Genomic DNA, 26,133 nt, shown 5'->3' with positions numbered 1-26,133 from the left:
GCAGCCTGCGGCAGCTCCTACGTTGGTCTGGGCCAATTATCAGCCAAATATCTTCTTGAAGAATGCTTTCATATCCGCCCACGAGCTTTCATCGGCGGCTTTGTTGTAGCCGATATCCGGGCCGCCGTGCTCGCCGTGGCTCAGGCGATCAGCGTCCGGGTTGCTGAAACCATGCTTGGCACCTTTCAGGCTGACGAACTTATAGTCGGCACCGGCCTTGTCCATCTCGGTTTTGAACGCTGCCACTTGGTCCGCAGTGACCATGCTGTCCAGAGCGCCGTGCTCTACCAAAAGCTTGGCCTTGACGCTGCCGGGTGTCGCCGGGGTGCTGGTTGCCAATGCGCCGTGGAAACTCACCACACCCGCCAGCGGTGCCCCTTGGCGTGCCGCATCGAGAACGATCTTGCCGCCGAAGCAGTAGCCGATGGCCGCGAGTTTGTTCGGGTTTGTCTGTGGTTGCTTCTTGAGCAAATCAAGCCCGGCATTGAAACGAGCACTGGCCGTCGCGCTGTTTTTAAGCGCCGCTTCCATGAACGCCATGGCGTCGTTCGGGTGCTCGGTGTTTTTACCGTCGCCATACATATCGATTGCCAGCGCGCTGTAGCCCAGCCCGGCGAGGTCGCGGGCCCGGCGCTTGGCGTAGTCGTTGAGACCCCAGAACTCATGCACCACCACCACGCCCGGGCGAGCCCCTTGAATGCTGTCGTCATAGGCGTAGTAGCCAATCAACTCAGTCCCGTCGGCACTTTTGTAAGGGATCTCCTGAGTCTTGATTGCCGCCTGGCTGAGGCCGCTCAAGGCCAGGAAAACGAGTGCGATAAATACGCGCATGGTTGATGCTCCTTTAAAAGATGTGCAGACAGCCTAGTTGATCCTGTTCAGTCCGAGTTCAGCGGGTTGTGGTTAACCTACAGTCACAACTATGGTATCGGTTACTTCGTCAGGGTTGGCCGGGATGATGCAGCAGGTTTTGCCAAGCGCCTTGGTTGAACCGGGTTACCGTTACTGGCGTATTAGCAATCGAGGTGCGAGATACCTGTGGAGACGTTGATTTTGCCTGGGAGAGCGTTATGAAACTGCTGGTCGTCGAAGACGAGGCGCTGCTGCGTCATCACCTGCAAACCCGCCTGATCGACAATGGCCACGTGGTCGAATCCGTGGCCAACGCCGAAGAGGCCTTGTACCAGACCGGGCAATTCAACCATGACCTGGCAGTGATCGACCTCGGTCTGCCGGGCATGGGTGGGCTGGACTTGATTCGCCAACTGCGTGCGCAAGGCAAGACCTTTCCGATCCTGATTCTGACTGCGCGCGGCAACTGGCAGGACAAGGTCGAAGGTCTGGCCGCCGGCGCCGACGATTACGTGGTCAAGCCGTTCCAGTTCGAAGAGCTGGACGCGCGCCTGAATGCCTTGCTGCGCCGCTCCAGCGGTTTTACCCAGTCGACCATCATCGCCGGGCCGTTGCTGCTGGACCTCAATCGCAAGCAAGCGACCCTCGACGAGCAACCGTTGGCGTTGACCGCTTATGAGTACCGGATCCTCGAATACCTGATGCGTCATCACCAGCAGGTGGTCGCCAAGGACCGTTTGATGGAACAGCTCTACCCGGACGACGACGAGCGCGATCCGAACGTGATCGAAGTGCTGGTCGGCCGTCTGCGGCGCAAGCTCGAAGGGCCGGCCGGTTTCAAACCGATCGATACCGTGCGTGGTCTGGGCTACCTGTTCAATGAGCGCTGCCGGTGATTCGTTCGCTACGCCTGCGCTTGATGCTCGCCGCTACCACGCTGGCGGTGCTGTTCATGCTGGCGTTGTTGCCGGCCATGCAGGGCGCGTTCAGCCTGGCGTTGCAGGACTCGATCCAGCAGCGTCTGGCCTCGGATGTCACCACGCTGATTTCCGCAGCACGGGTTGAAAACAACCGTTTGGTGATGCCTACGCAGATGCCGGATGAGCGCTTCAACCTTACCGACAGTCGCTTGCTGGGCTACATCTATGATCGCGAAGGTCATCTGGTCTGGCGTTCGAGGGCGACTCAGGAAGAGGACATCAACTACAGGCCGCGTTACGACGGGCACGGCAATCAGTTCGCACGGATTCGTGAGGCCAACGGTCAGGAATTTTTCGTCTATGACGTCGAGGTCAAATTGCTCGGCGGTAAAAATGCCGCGTTCAGTATGGTCGCGCTGCAGCCGGTGCGTGAGTACCAGCAGACACTCGAAGGCCTGCGGGAAAATCTCTATCTGGGTTTTGGCGCCGCGTTGCTGGTGTTGCTTTCGCTGCTGTGGATCGGCCTGACCTGGGGCTTGCAGGCCTTGAAACGCTTGAGCCAGGAACTGGACCAGATCGAGAACGGTGCCCTTGAAAGCCTCAGCGAAGAACACCCCCGCGAACTGTTGCGCCTGACCGGCTCCCTGAACCGTTTGTTGCGCAGCGAGCGTGAACAACGCAGTCGCTATCGCGACTCTCTGGATGACCTGGCCCACAGCCTGAAAACTCCGTTGGCGGTCTTGCAAGGGGTCAGTGAGGACATGGCTCAGCGACCGGAAAATCGTGAGCAAGCGTGGGTGCTGCAATCGCAGATCGAGCGCATGAGTCAGCAGATCAGCTATCAGTTGCAACGCGCGAGCTTGCGTAAAAGCGGTCTGGTACGCCATCAGGTGCGGTTGCGACCGGTGCTGCAAAGCCTTTGCGATACCTTGGACAAGGTCTATCGCGACAAGCAGGTACGGACCTCTGTCGACCTGCCGGACCCGTGCTACGTGCCGATCGAGCAGGGTGCCTTGCTGGAAATGCTCGGCAACTTGCTGGAAAACGCCTATCGCCTGTGCCTGAGTGAAGTGCGTGTCAGCCTGCGGCAGACCATGAGTGGCGTTGAGCTGTGTATCGAAGATGACGGCCCGGGCGTGCCACCGGATCAGCGTGCGCGGATTCTTCAGCGCGGCGAACGTCTGGACCGCCAGCATCCGGGGCAGGGTATCGGCCTGGCGGTGGTCAAGGACATCATCGAGAGCTACGGCGCACAGTTGACCTTGGGGGATTCAGCCCTTGGCGGCGCGGCATTCCGGATTCATTTCCCGGTGGTGTGACCGGAAGGTGCGGAATGCTTTTGGGGCCCCATCGCGAGCAAGCTCGCTCCCACAGGGGATCTACTGTGAGCACATTAATTGTGAACACCTGAGATCAAATGTGGGAGCGAGCTTGCTCGCGATGGGGTCAGTGGGAACATCCAGAATATTAGCCCTGAAACTCAGTTCTCTTGTTCGCGATAAGCGCCTGGCGTCAATCCCGTCCACTTCTTGAACGCCCGGTGAAACGCCGACGGTTCTGAAAAACCCAGCTGTTCGGCGATCTGCTGCAACGACAGATCGGCACGGCTCAGGTGATAAATCGCGATGTCGCGGCGCAGATGGTCTTTCAATTCCTGAAAACTCGAACCCTCTTCACGCAAGTGCCGACGCAAGGTCTGCGGGCTGATGTGCAGCTGCGCGGCGACTGTTTCCAGGTCTGGCCAGCGCGCACTGTCGCTGCTGAGCAGGCGCCGTAGCTGGCTGCTGAGGCTATCGCCGTCATCCGGGCGCGACAGCAGATCGGCGGGTGAGCGCTCGAGGAAATGCTTGAGGGTCCGTTCGTCCTGCAGCAACGGCATGTGCAGGTATCGGCTGTGGAACAGCAGGCTGCTCTGTTCGGCCGAGAACACCATAGGGCAGGGGAACAACAGGTCGTACTCGGCGCCGTGCTCGGGTTTCGGGTAGCTGAAACAGGCCTGTTCCAAACGAATGCGCTGACCGATCAGCCAGCTGCCCAGTCGATGCCAGATCACCAACTGACATTCGCTGAAAAAGTGATCCGGGTCCCACAGCTGTGAATCGTCCAGGCTCAAACGGACCATTTCGCCCTCGCGGCTCAGGGTCAGGCGCGGAGCATCGGGGAATAGGCTATAAAATAATAAGCCGCGACTGAGTGCTTTCTCGAGCGTGCGGCAGTGAATCAAGGCATGGCACATCATGGCGAAGGTGCCGCGCTTGCTTGGGCCATGGGCAAAGCCCAGGTATTCGTCATCCAGCGCTTGCCAGAGCCCTTGCAGCAGGCTGGTGAATTGTTCCGGGGCGATCCTCGCGCGGGGCTCGTCGAGCAATTCGGTGCTGATCCCCAATTGCTGCAGCAGGTCCGAGTAGTCATAGCCGCGCCGGCGTGCGCCACGGAGGGCCGCACGAGCAAAATGACTGGCGATGGTACGTTCGCGCATTGGGGTCTGGTCCGTCCATTGAGTGGCGGATCTTAGCCACGGCCTCGTGGCGGGACAAGGCGGATATCCGCCAAATTGCAGGACGAGATCCGGCTGATGGGCGGGAATCCGCCACCTGGATCGGGCAAGTCAGAGGCAAGGAACCTTCTGCAGCCCTGATGGCAAAAGGCTTTTGGGGGATTTTGGCAAGGTGGCACGGGCTTTGCGATAAGGGCAACAGCTCAACAAAACAAATCCCTCCAGCGCAGGAGGGTTCGCACTTTAGGTGTCGCATGCGTCAGATGGATGATTGCAGCGCGGTGCTCTTGAGGAACTTTGCAATGACGACTCGTCAGCCACTGTACAAATCCCTGTATTTCCAGGTGATCGTTGCCATCGCTATCGGCATTCTGCTCGGTCACTACTATCCGCAGACCGCCGTGGCACTCAAACCACTGGGTGACGGGTTCATCAAACTGATCAAAATGGTCATTGCACCGATCATCTTCTGCACCGTCGTCAGCGGTATCGCGGGCATGCAGAACATGAAATCGGTTGGCAAGACCGGCGGTTACGCGCTGCTGTACTTCGAAATCGTTTCGACCATCGCATTGCTGGTGGGTCTGGTGGTGGTCAACATCGTGCAGCCAGGTAACGGCATGCACATCGATGTCAGCACCCTGGATGCTTCCAAAGTGGCTGCTTATGTCGCTGCCGGTGCGGATCAAAGCGTCGTTGGCTTCCTCCTGAACGTTATCCCGACCACCATCGTCGGCGCGTTCGCCAACGGCGATATCCTGCAAGTGCTGATGTTCTCGGTGATCTTCGGCTTCGCCCTGCATCGCCTGGGTTCGTACGGCAAGCCGATCCTGGACTTCATCGATCGCTTCGCCCACGTGATGTTCAACATCATCAACATGATCATGAAACTAGCGCCAATCGGTGCCCTGGGCGCCATGGCCTTCACCATTGGTGCCTATGGCGTTGGCTCGCTGGTGCAACTGGGTCAGTTGATGGCGTGCTTCTACATCACTTGCATCGTGTTCGTTCTGGTCGTACTGGGCGGCATCGCCCGCGCTCACGGTTTCAGCGTGCTGAAAGTGATTCGCTACATCCGTGAAGAGCTGCTGATCGTGCTGGGTACTTCCTCTTCGGAGTCGGTGCTGCCACGCATGCTGATCAAAATGGAGCGTCTGGGCGCGAAGAAATCCGTTGTGGGTCTGGTGATCCCGACCGGTTACTCGTTCAACCTGGACGGTACTGCGATCTACCTGACCATGGCCGCGGTGTTCATCGCTCAGGCGACCGACACCCATATGGACATCACGCACCAGATCACCTTGCTGATCGTGCTGCTGCTGTCCTCCAAAGGTGCTGCCGGTGTGACCGGTAGCGGCTTCATCGTACTGGCCGCCACTTTGTCTGCGGTCGGTCATCTGCCGGTTGCCGGCCTGGCGCTGATCCTGGGTATCGACCGCTTCATGTCCGAAGCCCGCGCCCTGACCAATCTGGTGGGGAACGCGGTTGCGACTCTGGTCGTGGCCAAGTGGGTCAAGGAACTGGACGTCGACCAGATGCACACGGAACTGGCTTCCGGTGGTCGTGGAATCACCAATACCCATGGCGAAGACGATCTGCAGGTGGCTGAAGGCCAAACCCCGACTTCGCTGAAGTAATTCATCGAGTTGATGAAAAACCCGCTTCGGCGGGTTTTTTTTGTCCTGCGGTTTGAGCGCAAAGGTCAGTCCGGCTGATGCTTAAGGTGATTGCTGCCAGGCCATCGGCTGCCTAGGCTTCAGGTATCGCTTAAGGAGAACGCCCATGCAAGGCCCACTGGCATCACTCAAGGTTCTGGATTTCTCGACGCTGTTGCCGGGGCCGTTCGCCTCGCTGTTGCTGGCGGACATGGGGGCCGAGGTGTTGCGCATCGAGTCGCCGACGCGCATGGACCTGCTGCGGGTCCTGCCGCCCCATGATCAGGGCACTTCTGCCAGCCACGCCTACCTCAATCGCAACAAGCGCAGCCTGGCGCTGGACCTCAAGCAGCCGGCAGCGCTGGAGGTGGTCAAACAACTGCTGCAAGACCACGACATCCTCATCGAGCAGTTTCGCCCTGGGGTGATGGAGCGTCTGGGCCTGGGTTATGAAACGCTGAAGGCGATCAACCCGCGACTGATTTACGTGTCGATCAGCGGTTACGGCCAGACGGGCCCCTACAAGGATCGCGCCGGCCACGACATCAACTACCTGGCGCTGGCAGGCGTGGCCAGCTACACCGGGCGCGAGGACAGCGGGCCATTGCCGTTGGGAATTCAGGTCGCGGACATTGCCGGCGGTTCGCTGCATGGGGTGATCGGTTTGCTGGCGGCGGTGATTGCCCGTCAGCACAGTGGCCAGGGGCAACATCTGGACGTGAGCATGACCGACTGCGCATTCAGCCTGAACGCCATGGCCGGCGCGGGTTTTCTGGCCTGCGGTGTGATGCCGGGGCGCGAAGATCAAATGCTCAATGGCGGCAGCTTCTACGACTACTACCGCACCCGCGATGGTCGCTGGATGTCAGTCGGCAGCCTGGAGCCGGACTTCATGCAGCAGCTGTGCACGGCGCTGGGTCTACCGGAGCTGGCAGTGCTGGGTTTGTCGCCCAGTCCCGAGCAGCAAAAGGCGCTCAAACTGGCGTTTCAGATCGAGTTCGAAAAGCATGACTTTAGCGAGCTCTGCCAGTTGTTTACCGGGCTCGATGCGTGCGTTGAGCCGGTGTTGAGCCTGGCCGAGGCGGTCGATCACCCGCAGCTGAAGGCTCGGGATCTGGTCACCCAGGTGCCACGCAACGACGGCACCACCCAGGCGCAGATGGCCTGTCCCTTGAAGTTTTCGGACGGTTTGCCCGCGCCACGAAATATCGGCGCGGCGTTGGGTGCGCATACCGATCAGGTGTTGGGTGAGTTGGGGTATAGCGCTCAGCGCATCGAGGAATTGCGGCGTAACAAGGTGGTTTTGTAGGGGGGTTGAGGGCCTCATCGCGAGCAAGCTCGCTCCCACATTGGATCTGCGTCGTTTACAAATCCCCTGTGGGAGCGAGCTTGCTCGCGATGGCGTCCGAATGAACACCGGAAATCTCACTACTCGACCCGCATTTCCCCACTGAACACCAAGGTGCTGCGGCAACGTCGACACAAATACCGTCGCCCTTGTCGCACCAGGCTATGGCGCTGGGCCGAGAACGGGAAATCGCTGTTGGCGCAGGGGCAGCGGTAGATGTAGCGGGTCACGCTGCGGCGCTTGATTGCGTAGGTGTGGCACCGGTTGGGCGGCAGTTCGTACACGCCGCGCATGATCAATTGCCATTCTTCGCCGTGCGGCTGGATGCGCTCGCCAAACAGCTGGTGGGCGATCAGGTGCGCGACTTCGTGGGCCACGGTCTGCTTGAGGAAGTCTTCGGTATTTTCCCGGTACAGCTGCGGATTGAAGCGCAGCAGGTTTTCATGCAAGTGCGCAACGCCGGCTTTCTGGCCGCGCAACTTGAGGCTGACCACCGGGCGTTTGAAGGATCGTTTGAAAAAGGATTCGGCTTGTTGGAAACAGTCTTCGACGCGGGTATTGAGTTGCTGAGGCATGCTTAACGGATCTCCAGAGGCGTCGAGTATGCTGCAAACCCTGTTCATTGCGAATCGCTCAGGCGCCGAATGGTCGTCGCACAATTCAGAAGTTAGAAGGCCGCCTTGCGGCGGCCTGTGTTGACAGATCCTTGTTTGTTTTGTTGGCGGCGTCCTTTGCTCGCTTCAGCGGCTCGAGTTTCAGGCTTCAATTGCCCCTTTTATTAGTTGCCCGTTCTAATTGGTATAGACCGGGCCGACGCCCAGGCCCCAGACAATGACGGTGAATGCCATGATCGCAACCAGCACCACCAGCCCTACGGCGAGCACTGAACTTGAGAATAGAAAACCCTCATCAGATGGAATGTTCATGAAGGTCGGCAGCCCCACATACAGCAGGTACACGGTGTAGCAGATGGCTGCGGTGCCGACGACCATGCCCAGCCACATGTGCGGATACAGCGCCGCCAGACCGCCGATGAACAGTGGCGTAGCGGTATAGGTGGCAAACGCGACACAGCGCGCCAGGCTCGGGCTGGCGTCATAGGTGCGGGCCATCCAGTGTATGAACGCCCCCATCACCGCGACCCCGCCGAGCATTGCCAGGTACGACATGATGGTCATCCATAGCGCGCTTTCCTGGGTCAGCATGACCGGCGCACGGCTACCGATGACCCAGCCGACCTTGGTGGTGCCGATAAACGCCGAAATGGCCGGTATTGCCGCCAGGATCAGCGTGTGGGTGAGGTACATGTGGCTGATGCTTTCCTCTTGGTCGCCACGGATTTCTTTCCATTCTTGATCAGGGTGGGTGAAAAGCCCCACGACGTGATGGATCATAGTCAGTCACTCCTTCGTGATTGCTATCGCCCCCCAGCGGAGCGCCTACGGGCCAGCGGCCAAGTAAGTAGAGGTCTGAAATGCGTGCGACCTTATGTCGCAGTATAGAAAGGACTTGCTGTCACAGGTGGGGGGCTTTAGAGCAAATCGCGCTGTAAACCCTGGGGTTAATCGCTGTTGGATAGCAAAATCAAAAGATCGCAGCCTGCGGCAGCTCCTACACCGGTTCCGTAGGAGCTGCCGGAGGCTGCGATCTTTTAGGGCTCTTCGCCCGGTCAGCGTTTTTGCGTAAAATGTCGGCCTTTCGTCACACCTCGCGGATTTCAAGCGCCATGGGCACTCTTACGGTCAACCAGAACAAACTGCAGAAACGTCTACGCCGGCTGGCCGGTGAGGCCGTCGCCGATTACAACATGATCGAAGAGGGTGACAAGGTCATGGTCTGCCTGTCCGGCGGCAAGGACAGCTACACCATGCTCGACGTGCTGATGCACCTGCAGAAGGTGGCGCCGATCAAGTTCGAGATCGTCGCGGTGAACATGGACCAGAAGCAGCCGGGTTTCCCTGAACATGTGCTACCGGCCTACTTGAAAGAGCTGGGCGTGGAATACCACATCGTCGAAAAAGACACCTACTCGGTGGTCAAGGAGCTGGTGCCGGAAGGCAAGACCACCTGCTCTCTGTGCTCACGCCTGCGGCGCGGTACGCTTTACACGTTCGCCGACGAAATCGGCGCGACCAAAATGGCCCTCGGTCATCACCGCGACGACATCGTCGAGACGTTCTTCCTCAACATGTTCTACAACGGCTCGCTCAAGGCCATGCCGCCGAAGTTGCGCGCCGACGATGGCCGTAACGTGGTGATCCGCCCGCTGGCCTACTGCAACGAGAAAGACATTCAGGCCTACTCGGACTTCAAGCAATTCCCGATCATCCCGTGCAACCTCTGCGGTTCTCAGGAAAACCTGCAACGTCAGGTGGTCAAGGAAATGCTTCAGGAATGGGAACGCAAGACGCCGGGCCGTACCGAAAGCATTTTCCGTGGTTTGCAGAACGTCATTCCGTCGCAGCTGGCGGACCGTAACCTGTTCGACTTCACCAACCTGCGTATCGACGAAACCGCTGCGTCGCGTTTCGTCAACGTCGTCAACCTCTGAACAAATGGTGGGAGCGGGCTTGCTCGCGAATGCGTAGTGTCAGTCGACAACAATACCGGCTGACATACCGCCATCGCGAGCAAGCTCGCTCCCACAGGTTCTTATGGCAGGCCGTTTTCAATTCAATCCTCAGGAGAGGGCATGCGCGATTACAAGTGGCTGCACGAATACTGTCTGAACCGTTTTGGTTCTGCAGCCGAACTGGAAGCCCATCTGCCCGTGCCCAAGACCCCGGCACAACTGCGCAAGATCAGTGACGATCGCTACCTGTCGACCCTGGCGTTGCGGGTGTTTCGCGCAGGCCTCAAGCACAGCCTGGTGGACGCCAAATGGCCGGCGTTCGAAGAAGTGTTCTTCAGGTTCGATCCGGAAAAGGTCGTGCTGATGGGCGCCGAGCACCTTGAGCGACTGATGCAGGACACACGGATCATCCGCCACCTGGGCAAGCTCAAGAGCGTGCCGCGCAATGCGCAGTTCGTGCTGGACGTGGCGAAAGAGAAGGGCAGCTTCGGCGAATTGATCGCTGAGTGGCCGGTGACCGACATCGTTGGCTTGTGGAAGTACCTGGCCAAGCACGGGCATCAGCTGGGCGGGTTGTCGGCACCGCGGTTTCTGCGGATGATCGGTAAGGACACATTCGTGCCGAGTTATGACGTAGTCGCGGCGCTGAATGCGCAAGAGATCATCGACAAGGTGCCGACCAGTTTGCGCGATCTGGCGACGGTGCAGAACGCCTTCAACCAGTGGCACGCCGAGAGCGGCCGGCCGATGTGTCAGATTTCGATGATGCTGGCTTACACAGTGAATCATTGAGACCGTGTCGCCTCCATCGCGAGCAATCGAGCGTCGACCGGCTGCTCCCACATTGGATCTGCGTCGTTCACAAATCCCCTGTGGGAGCGAGCTTGCTCGCGATGGCGTCCTGTCAGGCGACAGAGATCTCGCCTTCGCCGGCCAGCTTGCGATTGAGCTGAAACCGCCAGCGCACATACAGCAGCGCCGAACAGAACACCGCCAGGCTCGCGACCATCTCCAGCAGACCAAACACCTGTCGATTCGGGTCGAATGCGGCAATCGCGCCTTTGATGAAATACAGGTTCACCACAAAGCACATCCATGAATGCCCGCGCGCGCTGGCGCTGATCATGCCCGGCGCCAGCAACAACAACGGCACCAGTTCAATCAGCAGGATCACCCACGGCCGCGCACCATGCAGGTCGGCGATCACCAGGTAATAGGCGCAGAGCAAACCCAGCAGGCCGAAAAAGCACAGCAGGCTGATGACGCGCATCGCCCGAACTCGTGGTTCGAGCCATTCGATGGAGGGCAGAACCTTCGGCTTCCTGGCCACGTTAGCGCTCCAGTTTCAGGGCGGTTTTCGCCAGACGCAGGCCCAAGGCCCGGCACAGCGCGACTTCATGCTCGTTCAAACCGCTTTTGCCGTCAGCGCCGGCGTGATGGCTGGCGCCGTAAGGCGTGCCGCCGCCGCGAGTTTCCAGCAGTGCCGATTCGCTGTAGGGCAGGCCGGTGATCAGCATGCCGTGGTGCAGCAATGGCAGCATCATCGACAGCAAGGTGGTTTCCTGACCGCCGTGCAGGCTGGCCGTCGAGGTGAAGACCCCGGCCGGTTTGCCCACCAGTGCGCCGGTCAGCCACAGGTTGCTGGTGCCATCGAGGAAGTACTTCAGCGGCGCCGCCATGTTGCCGAAACGGGTCGGGCTGCCGAGGGCCAGGCCCGCGCAGTTTTTCAGGTCGTCGAGGCTGGCGTACAGCGCGCCTTCGTCGGGAATGTCTGGCGACACCGCCTCGCATTCGCTGGAGATCGCCGGCACCGTGCGCAGGCGTGCTTCCATCCCGGCCTGCTCAACGCCGCGGGCAATCTGCCGGGCCATTTCATTGGTCGAGCCACTGCGGCTGTAATACAGAACCAGAATGTACGGCGCACTCACGGCAGAATCTCCAGCACATTTTCTGGCGGACGGCCGATGATGGCTTTGTCACCGACTTCAAGAATCGGTCGCTCCATGAGCTTTGGATGTTCGGCGATGGCGGCGATCAATTGCGCCTCGCTCAAGCTGCTGTCAGCCAGGTTCAGGGTTTTATATTCATCTTCGCCGGTGCGCAGCAGTTGCCGGGCGCTGATCCCGAGTTTACCCAGCAGGCCTTGCAGTTGCGCGGCGTTCAGCGGGGTTTCCAGGTAGCGGACCACGGTTGGCGCCAGGCCACGGGCTTCCAGCAGTTCCAGCGCACCGCGGGATTTCGAGCAGCGCGGGTTGTGATAAAGCGTCAGATCGGTCATGTGCGGTTCGCATCTTGCGTAAGGTGGCGGCTATTCTACCTGTGCGGCGAGCAGTCCTGAACCTTGGAAGGCGATGGGTCGCAGCAGAACCTATTTTTTGAGTAAGGATCATTACCCATGACAAGGCGACTGACAGCAACATTGGCCCTCTTCGCAACCTTGCTGCTTGGCGGCTGTGGCTATGACTACGGCACTGATCAACTGGGACAGAAAGTGGCGTCCGGGCGCCTCGACGGCCAATGGTTTGTGCTCAATTACTGGGCCGAGTGGTGTGGCCCGTGTCGTACCGAGATTCCACAATTGAACGTTTTGTCTGAACGGCTCAAAGGTCAGAAGATTGGCGTGTTTGGAGTCAACTTCGACAATGTGCAGGGCGAAGACCTCAAGAGTGCCAGTGAAAAGCTCGGGATCACGTTCACGGTGCTGGCCCAGGATCCGGCCGACCGCTTCGACTTGCCGCGCAGTGAGGCGTTGCCGGTGACCTATATCATCGATGACAAAGGCAAGGTGCGCGAGCAGTTGATGGGAGAGCAGACGGCGGTGGGGGTGATGGCGAAGCTTAAGGCGTTGCAGGCGATGAATTGACGGCGGGCCGAGCGCCCACCTGTGGCGAGGGGGGGCAAGCCCCAATGCCAGTCAGTCAAGGGCAATCCATGTGGGAGCGAGCCTGCTCGCGATAGCGGTGGGTCAGTCAACATTGATGTTGAATGTAATGCCGTCATCGCGAGCAGGCTCGCTCCCACAGGGACGGTGTTCGCCGAGGGGGGGTTAACCCTCTTCAAGCCACCAGCGCAGCGGCTTGCCTTCGGCGGGCCAGAAGCGCATTTGCTCGATCGGCGAGATATCCCAGCGTTGCACGGTTTCCAGTGCTTGCAGGAAGCGTTTTTCCTGTTCCATCAAGGCCGGGGCGCACATTTTTCGGGTGCTGCCGACTTTGCCGAAACTCAGCTTGTCGCCGTCCAGGGTGTAGGGCGCGAACCAGTGGTTGCAGCCGCCATTGCCATAAGCCCGACCGTCTTCACCGAGGGTGATGGTCAGGTGGCTGTAGTCGATCAGCGGGCGTTCGCCGATCCACTCCAGCACATAGCTGCGATCCTGCTGCAGTTGCACCGGCTCAGCGGCGCAACCCAGCAGGCTGGCACCCGCCATCGCGGCCAGAACGAGGTGTTTCATTACACGGGCTCCTGGCATTTCGGGCACAGGTGCTTCTCGCTGGCGGTGGTCCAGCCCAGTTCGGCAATCCGTGCAGTGGCGGCCGGTTTTTCGGCCTTGTTGCCCAGTTTGGCGTCGACCGCGAACTCGAACTTCAACTCTTTGGCGCAGCTGTCGCAGTTCACTTGCCAGTTGTGGATCGCCAGTTCACCAAACACCGGACCACTGGCTACGGCAACCCACTGGCCCATGGGCTTGAGCAGGTGGCGAACGTTCTCAACGGTCAGACGCATGGACAAGTCCTTGCTGCCTTTGAGGGTGACCAACAGCACGTCATCGGCGCGGATCGAGCCGCCGTTGCCGGTGACTTGATAACGCCCCGGCGTCAGCGCGCGGCATTCGGTCAGCGTGTGTTGCGGGTTCATCAGGCTGTAGCGGAAATCGTGTTCGACCATGGGTCCTCCAAATATGCGCGATATGCTAGCACGCGAAAGAATCAGGCATGGCCCATGGATGCGACCTTCGATCAGGCCAAATCAGCCTTCGACCCGATTCCGTGGTGTTCCAGCGGCCCAATCGGTGATGTTCTGCAAGGTCGTCGTGGCGATTGCGGCCAATGCTTCGCGGGTCAGGAAGGCCTGGTGCGCGGTGACGATGACGTTGGGGAAGGTCAGCAGGCGCGCCAACACATCGTCCTGCAATGGCAGGTCGGAGCGGTCCTCGAAGAACAACTGTGCTTCTTCTTCATAGACATCCAGCCCCAGATAGCCCAATTGAGCGCTTTTCAGTGCTTCGATCAGCGCTGGTGTGTCCACGAGCCCGCCACGCCCGGTGTTGATCAGCATGGCGCCGGGTTGCAGGTGTGCCAGTGACTGGCTGTTGATCAGGTGTTTGCTTTCGGCGGTCAGCGGGCAATGCAGGCTGATGATCTGCGCTTCGGCCAACAGCTCCGGTAACGCCAGGTAACGGGCGCCGAGGGCCAGGACCTCAGGATTGGGGAAGGGGTCATAGGCCAGCAGCTTGCAGCCAAACCCGGCCATGATTTTCGCGAAGACGGCACCGATTTGTCCGGTACCGACCACGCCGACGGTCTTGCCGCACAGGTCGAAACCGGTCAGCCCGTGCAGGCTGAAATCGCCTTCGCGGGTGCGGTTATAGGCGCGGTGCAGACGGCGGTTCAGCGCCAGGATCAAGGCCACCGCGTGTTCGGCCACGGCGTGGGGCGAGTAGGCCGGCACGCGCACGATGCTCAAACCAAGGCGTTTCGCTGTGGGCAGGTCAACGTGGTTGTAACCGGCCGAGCGCAGGGCGATCAGTCGCGTGCCGCCGGCGGCCAGTTGTTCAAGCACTGGCGCGCCGAGGTCGTCATTGATAAAGGCACAGACCACTTCATGCTGCTCGGCCAGCGCCGCCGTGTCCAGGCTCAGGCGCGCGGATTGAAAGTGCAACTCCATACCGGCGGGCAGCCTGGCAGCGAGGAAGCTGTCGCGGTCGTAAGTCTGGCTGCTGAAGAGAATCGTGCGCATCGTGTCCTCCTGGAAATATCACCCTATACCCGTACCCCGTAGCAGCTGCCGAACGCAGCCTTCGGCAGCTGCTACATTAGCCTTTGTGGCGCCCAGCGCTATTGATCTGGGTCAGGCACCAATACGCGCTTGCGAGGCCAGACGGTTGATCGCCCGTTCAAGTTCTTCCAGCGCCGCCTGCGCTTTGGGGTCTTGTTGCTTGAGCAGTGTTTCGCTGCGCTGACAGGCCGCTCGTAGCTGCGGAACGCCGCAATAGCGCGTCGCGCCATGCAGGCGGTGGACGCGTTCGATCAGGGCATTCTGGTCATTGCTTTCACGGGCGACACGAATCGCCTCGCGGTCGGCTTCAAGCGAGGCCAGCAACATCGCCAGCATGTCAGCCGCCAGATCGGCTTTGCCAGCTGCCAGGCGCAGGCCTTCATCCGGGTCGAGCACCAGCAGGTCGCTGGTGCTGCCGTAGGCGTCGGCCCGCTCCGGCCCGTGGTTACGCAGGGCCAGCCCGGTCCATTTCAACACCACCTGCGCCAGTTGGCGTTCGCTGATGGGCTTGGTCAGGTAATCGTCCATGCCGCTTTGCAGCAAGGCGCGTTTTTCGTTGGCCATGGCGTGCGCGGTGAGGGCGACGATCGGCAGCGGTGTGCAATGCCGTTCGCTTTCCCATTGGCGAATCGCTTCGGTGCTCTGGCGTCCATCCATGCCCGGCATCTGTACGTCCATCAGCACCAGATCGAAGGCTTCGGTCTGCACCGCCTTGATCGCCGCGTACCCGCTTTCGACCGCCAGCACCTTGGCGCCCATGTCTTCGAGCAGCGTTTGCACCAGCAGCAGGTTGGCCGGGTTGTCGTCGGCGCAGAGTACTTTCGGTGCGCGGCTGGAAACCGGCTCGCCCGGTTCGTTGCGCAACTGACGCGGGTTGACCAGATCCGACAGCGCCCGGCGCAATTTGCGAGTGCAGGCCGGTTTGGCCTGCAATTGGCTGTGGGGGTTGGGCACCGAGAGATGGAACAGCGTCTGCTCGGTGGTCGGGCACAGCACCAGTACTTTGCAACCCAAGTGTTCGAGGTCCCAGATGTGCTGATTCAGCCGCTCCGGCGGCATGTCGTTGGAGGTGATGCCGAGCACGGCGAGGTCGATCGCCTGGTCGGTCTGATGCGCACCGGTAACACCGTTGGTCAGACTTTCCAGGGTGTTGAACGGTGTCACTTCAAGGCCACAGTCTTCCAGTTGATGCTGCAAGGCCTGGCGTGCCAGTTCGTGGTTCTCCATCACCGCAACGCGCCGTCCGAGCAACGGTGGTGCCGGCAAGTCTTCGGCATCGTCGCGGGTTTTCGGCAGGCTCAGGCTGACCCAGAATTCCGAGCCTTCCCCGGGTGTGCTGTCGACACCAATCTCGCCGCCCATCTGCTCGATCAGACGCTTGGAAATCACCAGCCCCAGACCCGTGCCGCCGGGTTGCCGGGACAACGAGTTGTCGGCCTGACTGAAGGCCTGAAACAGTGCGCGCACGTCCTGATTCGACAGACCGATGCCGGTGTCCTGAATGCTGATACGCAGTTGCACGCTGTCTTCGTGTTCCTCTTCAAGCATGGCGCGGGCGACGATGGTGCCTTCGCGGGTGAACTTGATCGCGTTACTCACAAGGTTGGTGAGGATCTGCTTGAGCCGCAGCGGGTCACCGACCAACGACAGCGGGGTGTCGCGGTAAACCAGGCTGACCAGTTCCAGCTGTTTGGCGTGGGCGGCCGGGGCGAGGATGGTCAGGGTATCTTGCAGCAGATCGCGCAGGTTGAACGGAATGCTGTCGAGCACCAGTTTGCCGGCCTCGATTTTCGAGAAGTCGAGAATCTCGTTGATGATCCCCAGCAGGCTGTCGGCGGACTTTTCGATGGTGCCCAGGTAGTCGAGCTGACGCGGCGTCAGTTCGCTTTTTTGCAGCAAGTGGGTGAAGCCGAGGATGCCATTGAGCGGAGTACGAATCTCGTGGCTCATGTTGGCGAGGAACTCGGACTTGATCCGGCTCGCCTCCAGGGCTTCCTTGCGCGCCAGGTCCAGCTCGATGTTCTGGATCTCGATGGTTTCGAGGTTTTGCCGGACGTCTTCAGTGGCCTGATCGATGCTGTGCTGCAGTTCTTCCTGGGCGTTTTGCAGGGTGCTGGCCATGCGGTTGATACCCGAGGCCAACTCGTCCAGCTCTTGACTGCCGAGCGGTGGCAGGCGGGTTTCGAGATGACCGTCCTTGAGTTGTGCCACGGCCTGCTTGATCAGGTTGAGCGGTGTATTGATGGTGCGGCCCATACGCAATGCCAGCAGCGCGGTGCCGACCAGACCTGCGGCGATTAACAGCACGCTGGCGAACAGGCTGCGGTAACCACGCAGCAACATGCCATTGTGGGAGAGTTCCAGTTCGACCCAACCCAGCAAACGATCGGACTCGTCGGGGATCAGCTCGCCGGCCAGGTTGCGATGTTTGCCGAACACCGGCAACAGGTAACGGGTGGCGTCGCTGCCGGTGCGTTGCAGCATGTGCGTGCTGTCGCCTGTGGGCGGCTGGTTGAGCATCAGCGGGCCGGCGTGCGCCAGTTGCGTGCGGTCTGGCGCCAGGAACGACACGGCGCGTACGTCCGGTTGCTCCAGTGATTGGGTCGCGATGCGTTCCAGCAGGTCGTCATTGCTGTGGCCCATGGCCGGGGCGACCAGAGGTGCCAATTGTTCGGCGATCATTTCGCCGCGTTGCAGAAGTTGGGTTTGCAGATCGGACTGCTGCATCCAGGTGAAATAGCCGCCCAGAACCAAGGCCATCAGGCTGGTCGGCAACAAGGTCGACAACATTACGCGACCTTTGATCCCCAGTTTCTTCAGCACGTCACTCTCCTGCTATCACGCTGTTTATAGATGATCCATACGTGCATCCGGCACGCGCTACTCGCGCAGTGTAGCGATTTGCAGGCGGGCAATCTCGGCAAATTACCCAGAGCTTTGTGACGGTTTGAAGGTCTCGGGTGCCTGCTACGAAAGTCGCGGGTTGCTCACTGCCGGGCAATCTTGAATAATCAGTGATTGAGAATGACTTGCAGAAGCTAATGACTCCCGTATCCGTTGGCCCCCCTCGTATCCTGGCGATTGAAGACGACCTCGTGCTGGGGGCTTATGTCCATGAACATCTGGGACGTTGCGGTTTTCAGGTGACCTGGTGCCAGAACGGCAAGGAAGGGTTGGCGATTGCCCGTAAGCAAACCTTCGATGTCGTACTGATGGATATTTTGCTGCCGGGCATGGACGGGCTGGCGGTACTGACCGACCTGCGGACCAGTGATTCCACTCCGGTGCTGCTGATGTCGGCATTGGGCGCCGAAGCGGATCGCATCAGCGGTTTTCGTCTGGGCGCCGACGACTACCTGCCCAAGCCTTTCAGCATGGCCGAGTTGCGGGTGCGCATCGAAGCCATCCTGCGGCGGGTGGCCCTGGACCGTTGGCATGGGCCGCCACCGGTCAACAGCGACGTTCACAGCCTGCGTTTCGACGATGAACTGAGTGATGTTCATTATGGCGAGCAGTGGGCCGGGCTGACCCGCAGCGAATATCGGCTGCTGGAAACCCTGAATCGTAATGGCGATGAAGTGCTCAGCAAGGCCTTCCTTTATCAGCATGTATTACAGCGCGGCTACGCCCCCCACGACCGCAGCCTGGACATGCACATCAGCCAGATCCGCCGCAAACTCAAGGCTGTCGGCTACAGCGAGCGTGAAGTGCGCACGGTCTGGGGCAAGGGTTATGTATTGAGTGCGTTTGATGAACAGATCTGATCGGCTGGTACCGTTGAACAGCGTGGGTGAACAGACCCGCGCCTTCGATCAAACATCCGAACGCCTGCAAGGCTCCGTGGCGTTGCAGCAGCAACTGCTACGCGACTTGTCTCATGAACTGCGCACACCGTTAAGCCGTCTGCGGGTGGCCAGTGAAAGCGAAGAGGACCTGCTGCAACTGCGCGAGCGAATCGGTCGCGAAGTCGATGCTATGCAGCGGCTGCTGGAGGACACCCTGCAACTGGCCTGGCTCGACACGGAACGCTCGTCATTACCGGATGAGGCGATCCAGATTCAGGCCCTTTGGGAAATGCTCACGGAAAACGCCTGCTATGAAAGCGGCTGGCCTGCCGAGCAACTGCACTGCGCGGTGGATGCTTCGTGCTGGGTTCGCGGCAATCTGAATACCCTGGCCCAGGCGCTGGAAAACATCCTGCGCAATGCCATTCGTCATTCTCCGACCGGCGGCTGGGTGCGCCTCGACGGCCGGCGCGACGGTGACTATTGGCACTTGTGGCTCGAAGACCGGGGTGGCGGTGTCGACGAATGCGACCTGGAACGTATCTTCGACCCGTTCACCCGACTCGACGGCTCACGCCCCGGCAATGGCGGATTTGGCCTGGGCCTGAGCATCGCGCGCAACGCGGTGCAGCGTCAGGGCGGACGCTTGTGGGCGGAGAATGCCGGGGCGGGGTTGCGGCTGAATATGCGGTTGCTGGCTGATCTTGATGGCGTCAGTGACGACGCCATCGCGAGCAAGCTCGCTCCCACATTGATACGGTTCCAACCGCAAAAAGTGTGAACAGCGCGGACCTTGTGGGAGCGAGCTTGCTCGCGATGGCAATCTATAAATCACCACAAAACCAGCGCTTATTCCCATAAGCCATAAGCCCCATACTTTGCGTGATATGGCCTGCGCGCGTTTGCCGGTATGATGGGCGCCCCCGCAGTCTGGATTGCGAATACGCCATGACCTTGCAGTACCCAACCATCGCCGATTGCGTCGGCAACACTCCGCTGGTTCGTTTGCAGCGCCTGCCTGGCGCCACCAGCAACACCCTGCTGCTCAAGCTCGAGGGTAATAACCCGGCGGGTTCGGTCAAGGACCGTCCGGCGCTGTCGATGATTACCCGTGCCGAGTTGCGTGGGCAGATCCATGCCGGCGATACGCTGATCGAGGCGACCTCCGGCAATACCGGGATTGCCCTGGCCATGGCCGCGGCGATCAAGGGTTACAAGATGATCCTGATCATGCCCGACAACTCCAGTGCCGAACGCAAGGCCGCGATGACCGCTTATGGCGCCGAGCTGATTCTGGTCAGCCAGGAAGAGGGCATGGAAGGTGCTCGCGACCTCGCCGAACGGATGCAGGCCGACGGCCGTGGCAAGGTGCTCGATCAGTTTGCCAACGGCGATAACCCGCAGGCGCACTACACCGGTACCGGCCCGGAAATCTGGCGTCAGACCCAGGGCAGCATCACCCATTTCATCAGCTCCATGGGCACCACGGGCACCATCATGGGTGTCTCGCGTTACCTGAAAGAACAGAATCCGGCCGTGCAGATCGTTGGTTTGCAGCCGATGGAAGGCTCGGCGATTCCGGGTATCCGTCGCTGGCCGCAGGAATACCTGCCAAAGATCTATCAAGCCGATCGGGTTGACCGAATCGTCGACATGGCCCAAAGCGAAGCCGAAGACGTGACCCGTCGTCTGGCGCGCGAAGAAGGTATCTTCTGTGGCGTGTCCTCGGGTGGCGCGGTGGCAGCGATGCTGCGCCTGTCCAAAGAAGTTGAAAATGCGGTGATGGTCGCGATCATTTGTGACCGCGGCGACCGTTATTTGTCGACCGGCATTTTCGACGCGCCCAACTGATGGCCAAGCAAGAGAGAGGCCTGCGCTTCCAACCCACTGGCGGCAGCAAAGCCCCGCAAGTCCCGACCGGCAAAAAGCAGCGCTTGACCATCGAGCGCCTGGCCAATGACGGTCGCGGTATCGCATTTTTCGAAGGTCGTACCTGGTTCGTCATCGGCGCTTTGGCCGGCGAAGAAGTCGAGGCGCGAGTGCTGGGCGCTCACGGCAAAGTCGTCGAGGCGCGCACCGAACGCGTCTTCGTCGCCAATCAATTGCGTCGCCCGGCGCCGTGCGCCCATGCCGGGCGCTGCGGTGGTTGCAGCGTGCAGCATCTGCCCCACAACGAACAACTCGCCCTGAAACAGCGCATGCTCGCTGAGCAATTGTCGCGGGTGGCCGGTGTCGAGCCCGAGCAGTGGGCCGCACCGTTAAGCGGTCCTGAATTCGCCTACCGACGTCGTGCCCGGGTCGCCGTGCGCTGGGACGTGAAGACGAAAAAGCTCGAAGTTGGCTTTCGCGCCGCCGGCAGCCAGGACATCGTCGGCATCGATGATTGCCCGGTGCTGGTACAGCCCTTGCAGCCGATCATGAGCCGCTTGCCGGAAATGCTTCGGCGGTTGAGCAAGCCTCAGGCGTTGGGTCATGTGGAATTGTTCGCCGGTTCATCCCTGGCACTGTTGCTGCGGCACATGGCGCCACTGTCTGAAAGTGATCTGAGCATCCTCAAGGAATTCTGCGCATTCCATGACGCCCAATTGTGGCTGCATGGCGAAGGCGAGCCGCAACCGGTCGATGCCGATCAGGCGTTGGGTTACCGACTTGAGCAATGGAATCTTGAACTGGCGTATCGCCCGGGCGACTTCATTCAGGTGAACGCCGGGGTCAACGAAGCGATGGTCGCTCAGGCACTGGAATGGCTAAAGCCTGCGGCTGACGAGCGCGTGCTCGATCTGTTCTGCGGCTTGGGTAACTTTGCCTTGCCGCTGGCGCAGAAGGTCCGTGAAGTGGTGGCGGTGGAGGGCGTGCAGACCATGGTCGAGCGCGCCGCTGCGAATGCCGCTAGCAACAATCTGCATAACGCGAAGTTTTTTCAGGCCGATTTATCCCAGCCTTTGGCTGATGCCAAATGGGCCAGCGAGGGCTTTTCTGCGGTACTCTTGGACCCACCGCGCGACGGTGCTTTCGAGGTGGTGCGCAGACTCGCATCGCTGGGCGCCAAGCGCTTGGTTTATGTGTCGTGCAACCCGGCAACTTTGGCCCGCGACACGGTCGAATTGATCAAGCAGGGCTACCGGTTAAAACGTGCCGGGATCCTCGATATGTTTCCTCAGACGGCACATGTCGAGGCCATGGCGTTATTTGAAGCGAGCTAGGATGGCTCGTCTGGTCCGACTAGACCGCCCATGCATCAGCCGCGTCAGCCCAGCGAGGGCGCATGGGCAACGAAGGTCAGCGATTTGACGCATTGAATCTGCGTCGTAGGGAAGGTAAGCAAGATGGTACAGGTGAGAGCACACCAGCCGATCAATACCGACGGCAGTATCAATCTCGAGGCTTGGCTCGATCATGCGGTCAGTGTCGATCCGGCACTGGATCGCGAAGCCTTGAAAGAAGCCTGCGAGTTCGCTCGTCAGGCCGAACAGCAAGACAATGCGGCGAAGAATCTCTGGTCCGAAGGTACGTCGTGTTTTCGTACAGGCCTTGAGATCGCGGAGATTCTCGCCGACCTCAAGCTCGATCAGGATTCGCTGGTCGCGGCGATTCTTTACCGTGGCGTACGCGAAGGTCATATCCAGCTGCCGGCCGTCAGCCAGCGCTTCGGTCCGGTGGTCGCCAAACTGATCGATGGCGTGCAGCGCATGGCCGCGATCAGTGCCAGTCTGAGCCCGCGCCAGTCGTTGGTGCTGGGCACTCAGGGCCAGGTGGAAAACCTGCGCAAGATGCTCGTGGCCATGGTCGACGACGTCCGCGTCGCGCTGATCAAACTGGCCGAGCGCACCTGCGCGATCCGTGCGGTGAAAACCGCCGATGACGAAAAACGCAACCGGGTCGCCCGGGAAGTCTTCGATATCTACGCACCGCTGGCTCACCGTCTCGGCATCGGTCATATCAAATGGGAACTGGAGGACTTGTCCTTCCGTTACCTGGAGCCGGACCAGTACAAGCAGATCGCCAAGTTGCTGCACGAGCGGCGCCTTGATCGCGAGCGCTTCATCAGCGATGTAATGAACCAGTTGCAGAGCGAATTGCAGGCCACCGGCGTCGATGCCGACATCAGCGGCCGGGCCAAACACATCTATTCGATCTGGCGCAAAATGCAGCGCAAGGGTCTGGAATTCAGCCAGATCTACGACGTGCGTGCGGTGCGCGTGCTGGTACCGGAAATGCGCGATTGCTACACCGCGCTGGGCATCGTCCACACCTTGTGGCGGCATATCCCGAAAGAATTCGACGACTACATCGCCAACCCGAAAGAGAACGGCTATCGCTCGTTGCACACCGCGGTCATCGGTCCTGAAGGCAAGGTGCTGGAAGTGCAGATCCGCACCCACGCGATGCACGAAGAGGCCGAGCTGGGCGTTTGCGCGCACTGGCGCTACAAGGGCACCGACGTCAAATCCGGTTCCAATCACTACGAAGAGAAAATCTCCTGGCTGCGTCAGGTGCTCGAGTGGCACGAAGAGCTGGGCGATATCGGTGGTCTGGCGGAACAGCTGCGGGTCGATATCGAACCGGATCGGGTGTACATCTTCACCCCCGACGGTCACGCCATCGACTTGCCAAAAGGCGCGACACCGCTGGACTTCGCCTACCGCGTACACACCGAAATCGGTCACAACTGCCGTGGTGCGAAGATCAACGGACGTATCGTCCCGCTCAACTACAGCCTGCAAACCGGTGAGCAGGTCGAGATCATCACCAGCAAACACGGCACGCCGAGCCGCGACTGGCTGAACCCGAACCTGGGCTACATCACCACCTCGCGGGCACGGGCGAAAATCGTTCACTGGTTCAAATTGCAGGCGCGCGACCAGAACGTCGCAGCCGGCAAAACCCTGCTCGAACGCGAACTCAATCGCCTCGGTCTGCCGCAGGTGGATTTCGAAAAGCTGGCCGACAAGGCCAACATGAAAACCGCCGAGGACATGTTTGCCGCATTGGGTGCCGGCGATTTACGCCTGGCGCAACTGGTCAACCTGGCACAGCAACTGGTCGAGCCGGAACGCGGCAACGAACAGCTGGAGCTGATTCCGCGCAAAGCCACCGGCTACAAGCCAGGCAAGCGCGGCGACATCCAGATCCAGGGCGTCGGCAACCTGATGACCCAGATGGCCGGCTGCTGCCAGCCGTTGCCGGGCGACGCGATCGTCGGTTACATCACCCAGGGCCGTGGTGTCAGCATTCACCGTCAGGACTGCGCCTCGGTGCTGCAACTGGCCGGGCGCGAGCCTGAGCGGATCATCCAGGTCAGCTGGGGGCCGGTGCCGGTGCTCACCTATCCGGTGGACATCATCATTCGTGCCTACGACCGTTCCGGTTTGCTGCGTGACGTTTCGCAAGTGCTGCTCAACGAGCGGATCAACGTGCTGGCGGTCAACACCCGCTCGAACAAAGAGGACAACACCGCGTTGATGTCCCTGACCATCGAGATTCCGGGCCTGGACGCCTTGGGGCGGTTGTTGGGGCGTATTTCCCAGTTGCCGAATATCATCGAAACCCGGCGTAACCGCACCCCGTGACGGTGATCAATGTGGGGGCTGCTTTATGTGGGAGCGAGCTTGCTCCGGGCGGCGATCCGACGATGGCGGTTGTCCAGTCAACAGTTATGCTGGATGTGCCGGCCCTATCGCGAGCAAGCTCGCTCCCACATGGGTTTTGTGAAGAGATTGATAGATGTATTCACTTGAAGACTTGCTTCACCTGATGAGCCGGCTGCGGGATCCGCAGTTCGGCTGCCCGTGGGATATCAAGCAAACGTACCAGACCATCGTTCCGCACACCCTGGAAGAAGCGTACGAGGTGGCCGACGCCATCGAGCGCGGCGACTTCGAGCATTTGCAGGGTGAGTTGGGCGATCTGCTGTTTCAGGTGGTGTATTACAGCCAACTGGCGCGGGAGGAGGGGCGTTTCGAGTTCATTGGGGTGGTCGACAGCATCACCCGCAAACTGATTCGTCGTCACCCCCACGTATTCCCGACCGGTGATCTGTACGCGCCGCTGGATATCCCGCGGCTCAGTGAGGAGCAGGTCAAACAACGTTGGGAAGAGATCAAGGCCGAGGAACGGGCCGAGAAGTCCCAGGCGCCTGAACAGTTGTCCTTGCTGGATGATGTGCCAGCGGCGCTGCCTGCATTGTCCCGTTCGGCCAAGCTGCAAAAGCGTGCGGGGCAGGTGGGTTTCGACTGGCCGGATGCGTTGCCGGTACTCGATAAGGTTCGCGAAGAGCTCGATGAAGTGCTCGAAGCCATGGCGGATAACGACTCGGCGGCCATCAGTGATGAGGTCGGCGATCTGCTGTTTTCCGTGGTCAACCTGGCGCGTCACCTGAAGGTCGATCCGGAAACCGCATTGCGCGGCGCCAACAGCAAGTTTGAAAGACGCTTCCGATTTATCGAACAGGCATTGCGCGATACCGGTCGTCCCATAGAAGATTGCACCCTCGAAGAGTTGGACGCCTTGTGGGGCGAAGCCAAACGTCAGGAAAAGAATTTGCCCAGCTGCGGCTGAGCTGTTGCCTAAGTGAGTAAGCACCATGAGCCTTTCCCTTCGCGACCAGTTGCTCAAAGCAGGGCTGGTCAACCAAAAGCAGGCCAAACAGGTCGGCAAAGAAAAACAGAAGCAGCAACGTCTGGCCCATAAAGGTCAGATCGAACTCGATGACTCCCAGCAGCGCGCGGCCCAGGAGGCCATGGCCGAGAAGGTCAAGCGCGACCAGGAGCTCAATCGCCAGCAGCAGGAAAAGGCCGAGCAGAAGGCCCGCGCCGCTCAGGTCAAGCAATTGATCGAAGTCTCGCGCCTGCCGAAGCTGACCACCGAGGACTACTACAACTTCGTTGACGACAAGAAGGTCAAGCGCATCTCCGTCAACACCCTGATGCGCAACAAGCTCAGCAGCGGCTCCCTGGCGATCGTGCATCACGCTGGCGGCTACGAAGTGATTCCTCGTGAGGCGGCACTGAAGATCCAGGAGCGCGATCCACAGCGCATTGTGCAACTGAACACCCAGACCGAAGAAGTCGATGCGGACGATCCGTACGCGGCCTATCAGATCCCTGACGATCTGATGTGGTAAGCCTTTAGAGGTTGCAACAACGACAAACCCCGCTCATTGGCGGGGTTTGTTGTTTTCAATGCTGTCATTACACGGAACGGGCGTCTCGTTGCTGTTCCAGATTTTCCAGTTCGGCCTTATAGCTGTGGGCATCACTCTCGGAGTGGAACATTCCCACCAGCATGTCTTGTTGATGTACGTCCCAGATCCGGATACCGGCGGCTACGCCTTCGTGGGATTTATGTGAATCGTCGCGTTCAGTTACTTTTACAGTCATCTGCTGGCTCCAATCTCAATTGATCTGCAGCAAGGCGTGTGCAGGCCTTTGTTATATATTTTGATAGCTTGCTAAGTAAATGCCTGCGGTCGGTAATGATCTTTTGCAGAAATTGAAAAAATCCCGCAGC

At 59.9% G+C, this 26,133-nt stretch carries 25 protein-coding genes and 1 pseudogene; 14 read left to right on the top strand and 12 right to left on the bottom strand.

Translation table 11 applies throughout. The annotated features are described in order from the left end of the window. Nucleotides 1–39: 39 nt before the first annotated feature. Nucleotides 40–831, bottom strand: a complete 792-nt coding sequence (locus tag AC1RKH_RS21170; RefSeq protein ID WP_123426809.1) for a dienelactone hydrolase family protein — start codon at nucleotides 829–831, stop codon at nucleotides 40–42. A 239-nt stretch (nucleotides 832–1,070) separates the two neighbouring features. Between AC1RKH_RS21170 and AC1RKH_RS21165 the strand changes: the two genes are divergently transcribed. Next, the gene (locus AC1RKH_RS21165; protein ID WP_493063062.1) at nucleotides 1,071–1,748 is read left to right on the top strand and encodes a response regulator; all 678 of its coding nucleotides are present in this window, start codon (nucleotides 1,071–1,073) and stop codon (nucleotides 1,746–1,748) included. Next, on the top strand, nucleotides 1,745–3,091 hold the full coding sequence (locus AC1RKH_RS21160; RefSeq protein ID WP_493063061.1) for an ATP-binding protein: 1,347 nt from the start codon (nucleotides 1,745–1,747) through the stop codon (nucleotides 3,089–3,091). The genes AC1RKH_RS21165 and AC1RKH_RS21160 overlap by 4 nt, the downstream gene beginning before the upstream one ends. A gap of 161 nt (nucleotides 3,092–3,252) precedes the next feature. Here the strand turns inward: AC1RKH_RS21160 and AC1RKH_RS21155 are convergent, their stop codons facing one another. Next, nucleotides 3,253–4,251: an AraC family transcriptional regulator gene (locus tag AC1RKH_RS21155; RefSeq protein ID WP_493063060.1), complete on the bottom strand. Its 999-nt coding sequence runs from the start codon at nucleotides 4,249–4,251 to the stop codon at nucleotides 3,253–3,255. A gap of 320 nt (nucleotides 4,252–4,571) precedes the next feature. Here AC1RKH_RS21155 and AC1RKH_RS21150 point away from each other — a divergent pair, with 320 nt between their 5' ends. Beyond that, nucleotides 4,572–5,906, top strand: coding sequence for a dicarboxylate/amino acid:cation symporter (locus tag AC1RKH_RS21150; RefSeq protein WP_493063059.1), 1,335 nt, complete (start codon nucleotides 4,572–4,574; stop codon nucleotides 5,904–5,906). 145 nt (nucleotides 5,907–6,051) lie between these two features. Further along, nucleotides 6,052–7,233 carry a CaiB/BaiF CoA transferase family protein gene (locus tag AC1RKH_RS21145; protein WP_493063058.1) on the top strand — a complete coding sequence of 394 codons (1,182 nt, stop codon included), beginning with the start codon at nucleotides 6,052–6,054 and terminating at the stop codon, nucleotides 7,231–7,233. Nucleotides 7,234–7,352: 119 nt separating this feature from the next. Here the strand turns inward: AC1RKH_RS21145 and AC1RKH_RS21140 are convergent, their stop codons facing one another. Both AC1RKH_RS21140 and AC1RKH_RS21135 read right to left on the bottom strand, forming a co-directional pair. Beyond that, nucleotides 7,353–7,847, bottom strand: coding sequence for a SprT family zinc-dependent metalloprotease (locus tag AC1RKH_RS21140; RefSeq protein WP_123426816.1), 495 nt, complete (start codon nucleotides 7,845–7,847; stop codon nucleotides 7,353–7,355). Nucleotides 7,848–8,063: 216 nt separating this feature from the next. Then, entirely contained in the window at nucleotides 8,064–8,666 is a 603-nt protein-coding gene (locus tag AC1RKH_RS21135; RefSeq protein ID WP_054593582.1) for a Yip1 family protein, read from the bottom strand. 332 nt (nucleotides 8,667–8,998) lie between these two features. Between AC1RKH_RS21135 and ttcA the strand changes: the two genes are divergently transcribed. Together ttcA and AC1RKH_RS21125 are read left to right on the top strand one after the other, a co-directional pair. Then, nucleotides 8,999–9,823, top strand: a complete 825-nt coding sequence (gene ttcA / locus AC1RKH_RS21130; RefSeq protein WP_123426817.1) for a tRNA 2-thiocytidine(32) synthetase TtcA — start codon at nucleotides 8,999–9,001, stop codon at nucleotides 9,821–9,823. 141 nt (nucleotides 9,824–9,964) lie between these two features. Continuing rightward, nucleotides 9,965–10,636 carry a DNA-3-methyladenine glycosylase I gene (locus tag AC1RKH_RS21125; protein ID WP_123426818.1) on the top strand — a complete coding sequence of 224 codons (672 nt, stop codon included), beginning with the start codon at nucleotides 9,965–9,967 and terminating at the stop codon, nucleotides 10,634–10,636. Nucleotides 10,637–10,748: 112 nt separating this feature from the next. On the opposite strand, the gene AC1RKH_RS21120 is transcribed toward AC1RKH_RS21125, so the two are convergent. The 3 genes from AC1RKH_RS21120 to arsC are packed head-to-tail and all read right to left on the bottom strand — an operon-like array spanning nucleotide 10,749 to nucleotide 12,122. Next, a complete protein-coding gene (locus tag AC1RKH_RS21120; protein WP_493063057.1) occupies nucleotides 10,749–11,174 on the bottom strand; it encodes a DUF2069 domain-containing protein in 426 nt (141 codons plus the stop codon). 1 nt (nucleotide 11,175) lies between these two features. Next, nucleotides 11,176–11,772: an NAD(P)H:quinone oxidoreductase gene (wrbA, locus tag AC1RKH_RS21115; RefSeq protein ID WP_019693120.1), complete on the bottom strand. Its 597-nt coding sequence runs from the start codon at nucleotides 11,770–11,772 to the stop codon at nucleotides 11,176–11,178. After that, on the bottom strand, nucleotides 11,769–12,122 hold the full coding sequence (gene arsC, locus AC1RKH_RS21110; RefSeq protein ID WP_123426821.1) for an arsenate reductase (glutaredoxin): 354 nt from the start codon (nucleotides 12,120–12,122) through the stop codon (nucleotides 11,769–11,771). The genes wrbA and arsC overlap by 4 nt, the downstream gene beginning before the upstream one ends. 117 nt (nucleotides 12,123–12,239) lie before the next feature. Between arsC and AC1RKH_RS21105 the strand changes: the two genes are divergently transcribed. Then, nucleotides 12,240–12,707 carry a TlpA disulfide reductase family protein gene (locus tag AC1RKH_RS21105; RefSeq protein WP_493063056.1) on the top strand — a complete coding sequence of 156 codons (468 nt, stop codon included), beginning with the start codon at nucleotides 12,240–12,242 and terminating at the stop codon, nucleotides 12,705–12,707. Between the two features lie 183 nt (nucleotides 12,708–12,890). On the opposite strand, the gene AC1RKH_RS21100 is transcribed toward AC1RKH_RS21105, so the two are convergent. The 4 genes from AC1RKH_RS21100 to AC1RKH_RS21085 all read right to left on the bottom strand — a co-directional run bounded on the left by AC1RKH_RS21100 (nucleotide 12,891) and on the right by AC1RKH_RS21085 (nucleotide 17,662). Further along, on the bottom strand, nucleotides 12,891–13,295 hold the full coding sequence (locus tag AC1RKH_RS21100; RefSeq protein ID WP_054593575.1) for an META domain-containing protein: 405 nt from the start codon (nucleotides 13,293–13,295) through the stop codon (nucleotides 12,891–12,893). Continuing rightward, complete coding sequence (locus tag AC1RKH_RS21095; protein ID WP_054593574.1) at nucleotides 13,295–13,729, bottom strand: hypothetical protein; 435 nt, start codon at nucleotides 13,727–13,729, stop codon at nucleotides 13,295–13,297. The genes AC1RKH_RS21100 and AC1RKH_RS21095 overlap by 1 nt, the downstream gene beginning before the upstream one ends. 81 nt (nucleotides 13,730–13,810) lie before the next feature. Further along, nucleotides 13,811–14,800 carry a 2-hydroxyacid dehydrogenase gene (locus AC1RKH_RS21090; RefSeq protein ID WP_493063055.1) on the bottom strand — a complete coding sequence of 330 codons (990 nt, stop codon included), beginning with the start codon at nucleotides 14,798–14,800 and terminating at the stop codon, nucleotides 13,811–13,813. A 111-nt stretch (nucleotides 14,801–14,911) separates the two neighbouring features. Beyond that, nucleotides 14,912–17,662 carry a response regulator gene (locus AC1RKH_RS21085; RefSeq protein ID WP_493063054.1) on the bottom strand — a complete coding sequence of 917 codons (2,751 nt, stop codon included), beginning with the start codon at nucleotides 17,660–17,662 and terminating at the stop codon, nucleotides 14,912–14,914. A gap of 218 nt (nucleotides 17,663–17,880) precedes the next feature. On the opposite strand from AC1RKH_RS21085, the gene AC1RKH_RS21080 reads away from it, so the two are divergent. From AC1RKH_RS21080 to AC1RKH_RS21050, 7 genes and pseudogenes are all read left to right on the top strand, one after another. Further along, nucleotides 17,881–18,603, top strand: coding sequence for a response regulator transcription factor (locus AC1RKH_RS21080; protein WP_493063053.1), 723 nt, complete (start codon nucleotides 17,881–17,883; stop codon nucleotides 18,601–18,603). A gap of 16 nt (nucleotides 18,604–18,619) precedes the next feature. Further along, nucleotides 18,620–19,405: pseudogene (locus tag AC1RKH_RS21075) on the top strand (sensor histidine kinase); the annotation flags it as partial. 167 nt (nucleotides 19,406–19,572) lie between these two features. Beyond that, on the top strand, nucleotides 19,573–20,475 hold the full coding sequence (gene cysM, locus AC1RKH_RS21070; RefSeq protein ID WP_123426827.1) for a cysteine synthase CysM: 903 nt from the start codon (nucleotides 19,573–19,575) through the stop codon (nucleotides 20,473–20,475). Further along, entirely contained in the window at nucleotides 20,475–21,827 is a 1,353-nt protein-coding gene (gene rlmD / locus AC1RKH_RS21065; RefSeq protein ID WP_493063052.1) for a 23S rRNA (uracil(1939)-C(5))-methyltransferase RlmD, read from the top strand. The genes cysM and rlmD overlap by 1 nt, the downstream gene beginning before the upstream one ends. A 123-nt stretch (nucleotides 21,828–21,950) precedes the next feature. Next, on the top strand, nucleotides 21,951–24,194 hold the full coding sequence (gene relA, locus AC1RKH_RS21060; RefSeq protein ID WP_493063051.1) for a GTP diphosphokinase: 2,244 nt from the start codon (nucleotides 21,951–21,953) through the stop codon (nucleotides 24,192–24,194). A 154-nt stretch (nucleotides 24,195–24,348) separates the two neighbouring features. Continuing rightward, a complete protein-coding gene (mazG, locus tag AC1RKH_RS21055) occupies nucleotides 24,349–25,182 on the top strand; it encodes a nucleoside triphosphate pyrophosphohydrolase (RefSeq protein WP_493063050.1) in 834 nt (277 codons plus the stop codon). Nucleotides 25,183–25,207: 25 nt separating this feature from the next. Beyond that, nucleotides 25,208–25,747, top strand: coding sequence for a DUF2058 domain-containing protein (locus tag AC1RKH_RS21050; protein ID WP_123580192.1), 540 nt, complete (start codon nucleotides 25,208–25,210; stop codon nucleotides 25,745–25,747). A gap of 67 nt (nucleotides 25,748–25,814) precedes the next feature. On the opposite strand, the gene AC1RKH_RS21045 is transcribed toward AC1RKH_RS21050, so the two are convergent. Beyond that, nucleotides 25,815–26,003: a hypothetical protein gene (locus AC1RKH_RS21045; protein ID WP_493063049.1), complete on the bottom strand. Its 189-nt coding sequence runs from the start codon at nucleotides 26,001–26,003 to the stop codon at nucleotides 25,815–25,817. Nucleotides 26,004–26,133: the final 130 nt, after the last annotated feature.

Source organism: Pseudomonas sp. GW822-FHT06B12, from assembly GCF_058799675.1.
Note: the sequence above shows the minus strand (reverse complement) of the source record. Positions and strands in the feature narration are given on the sequence as shown.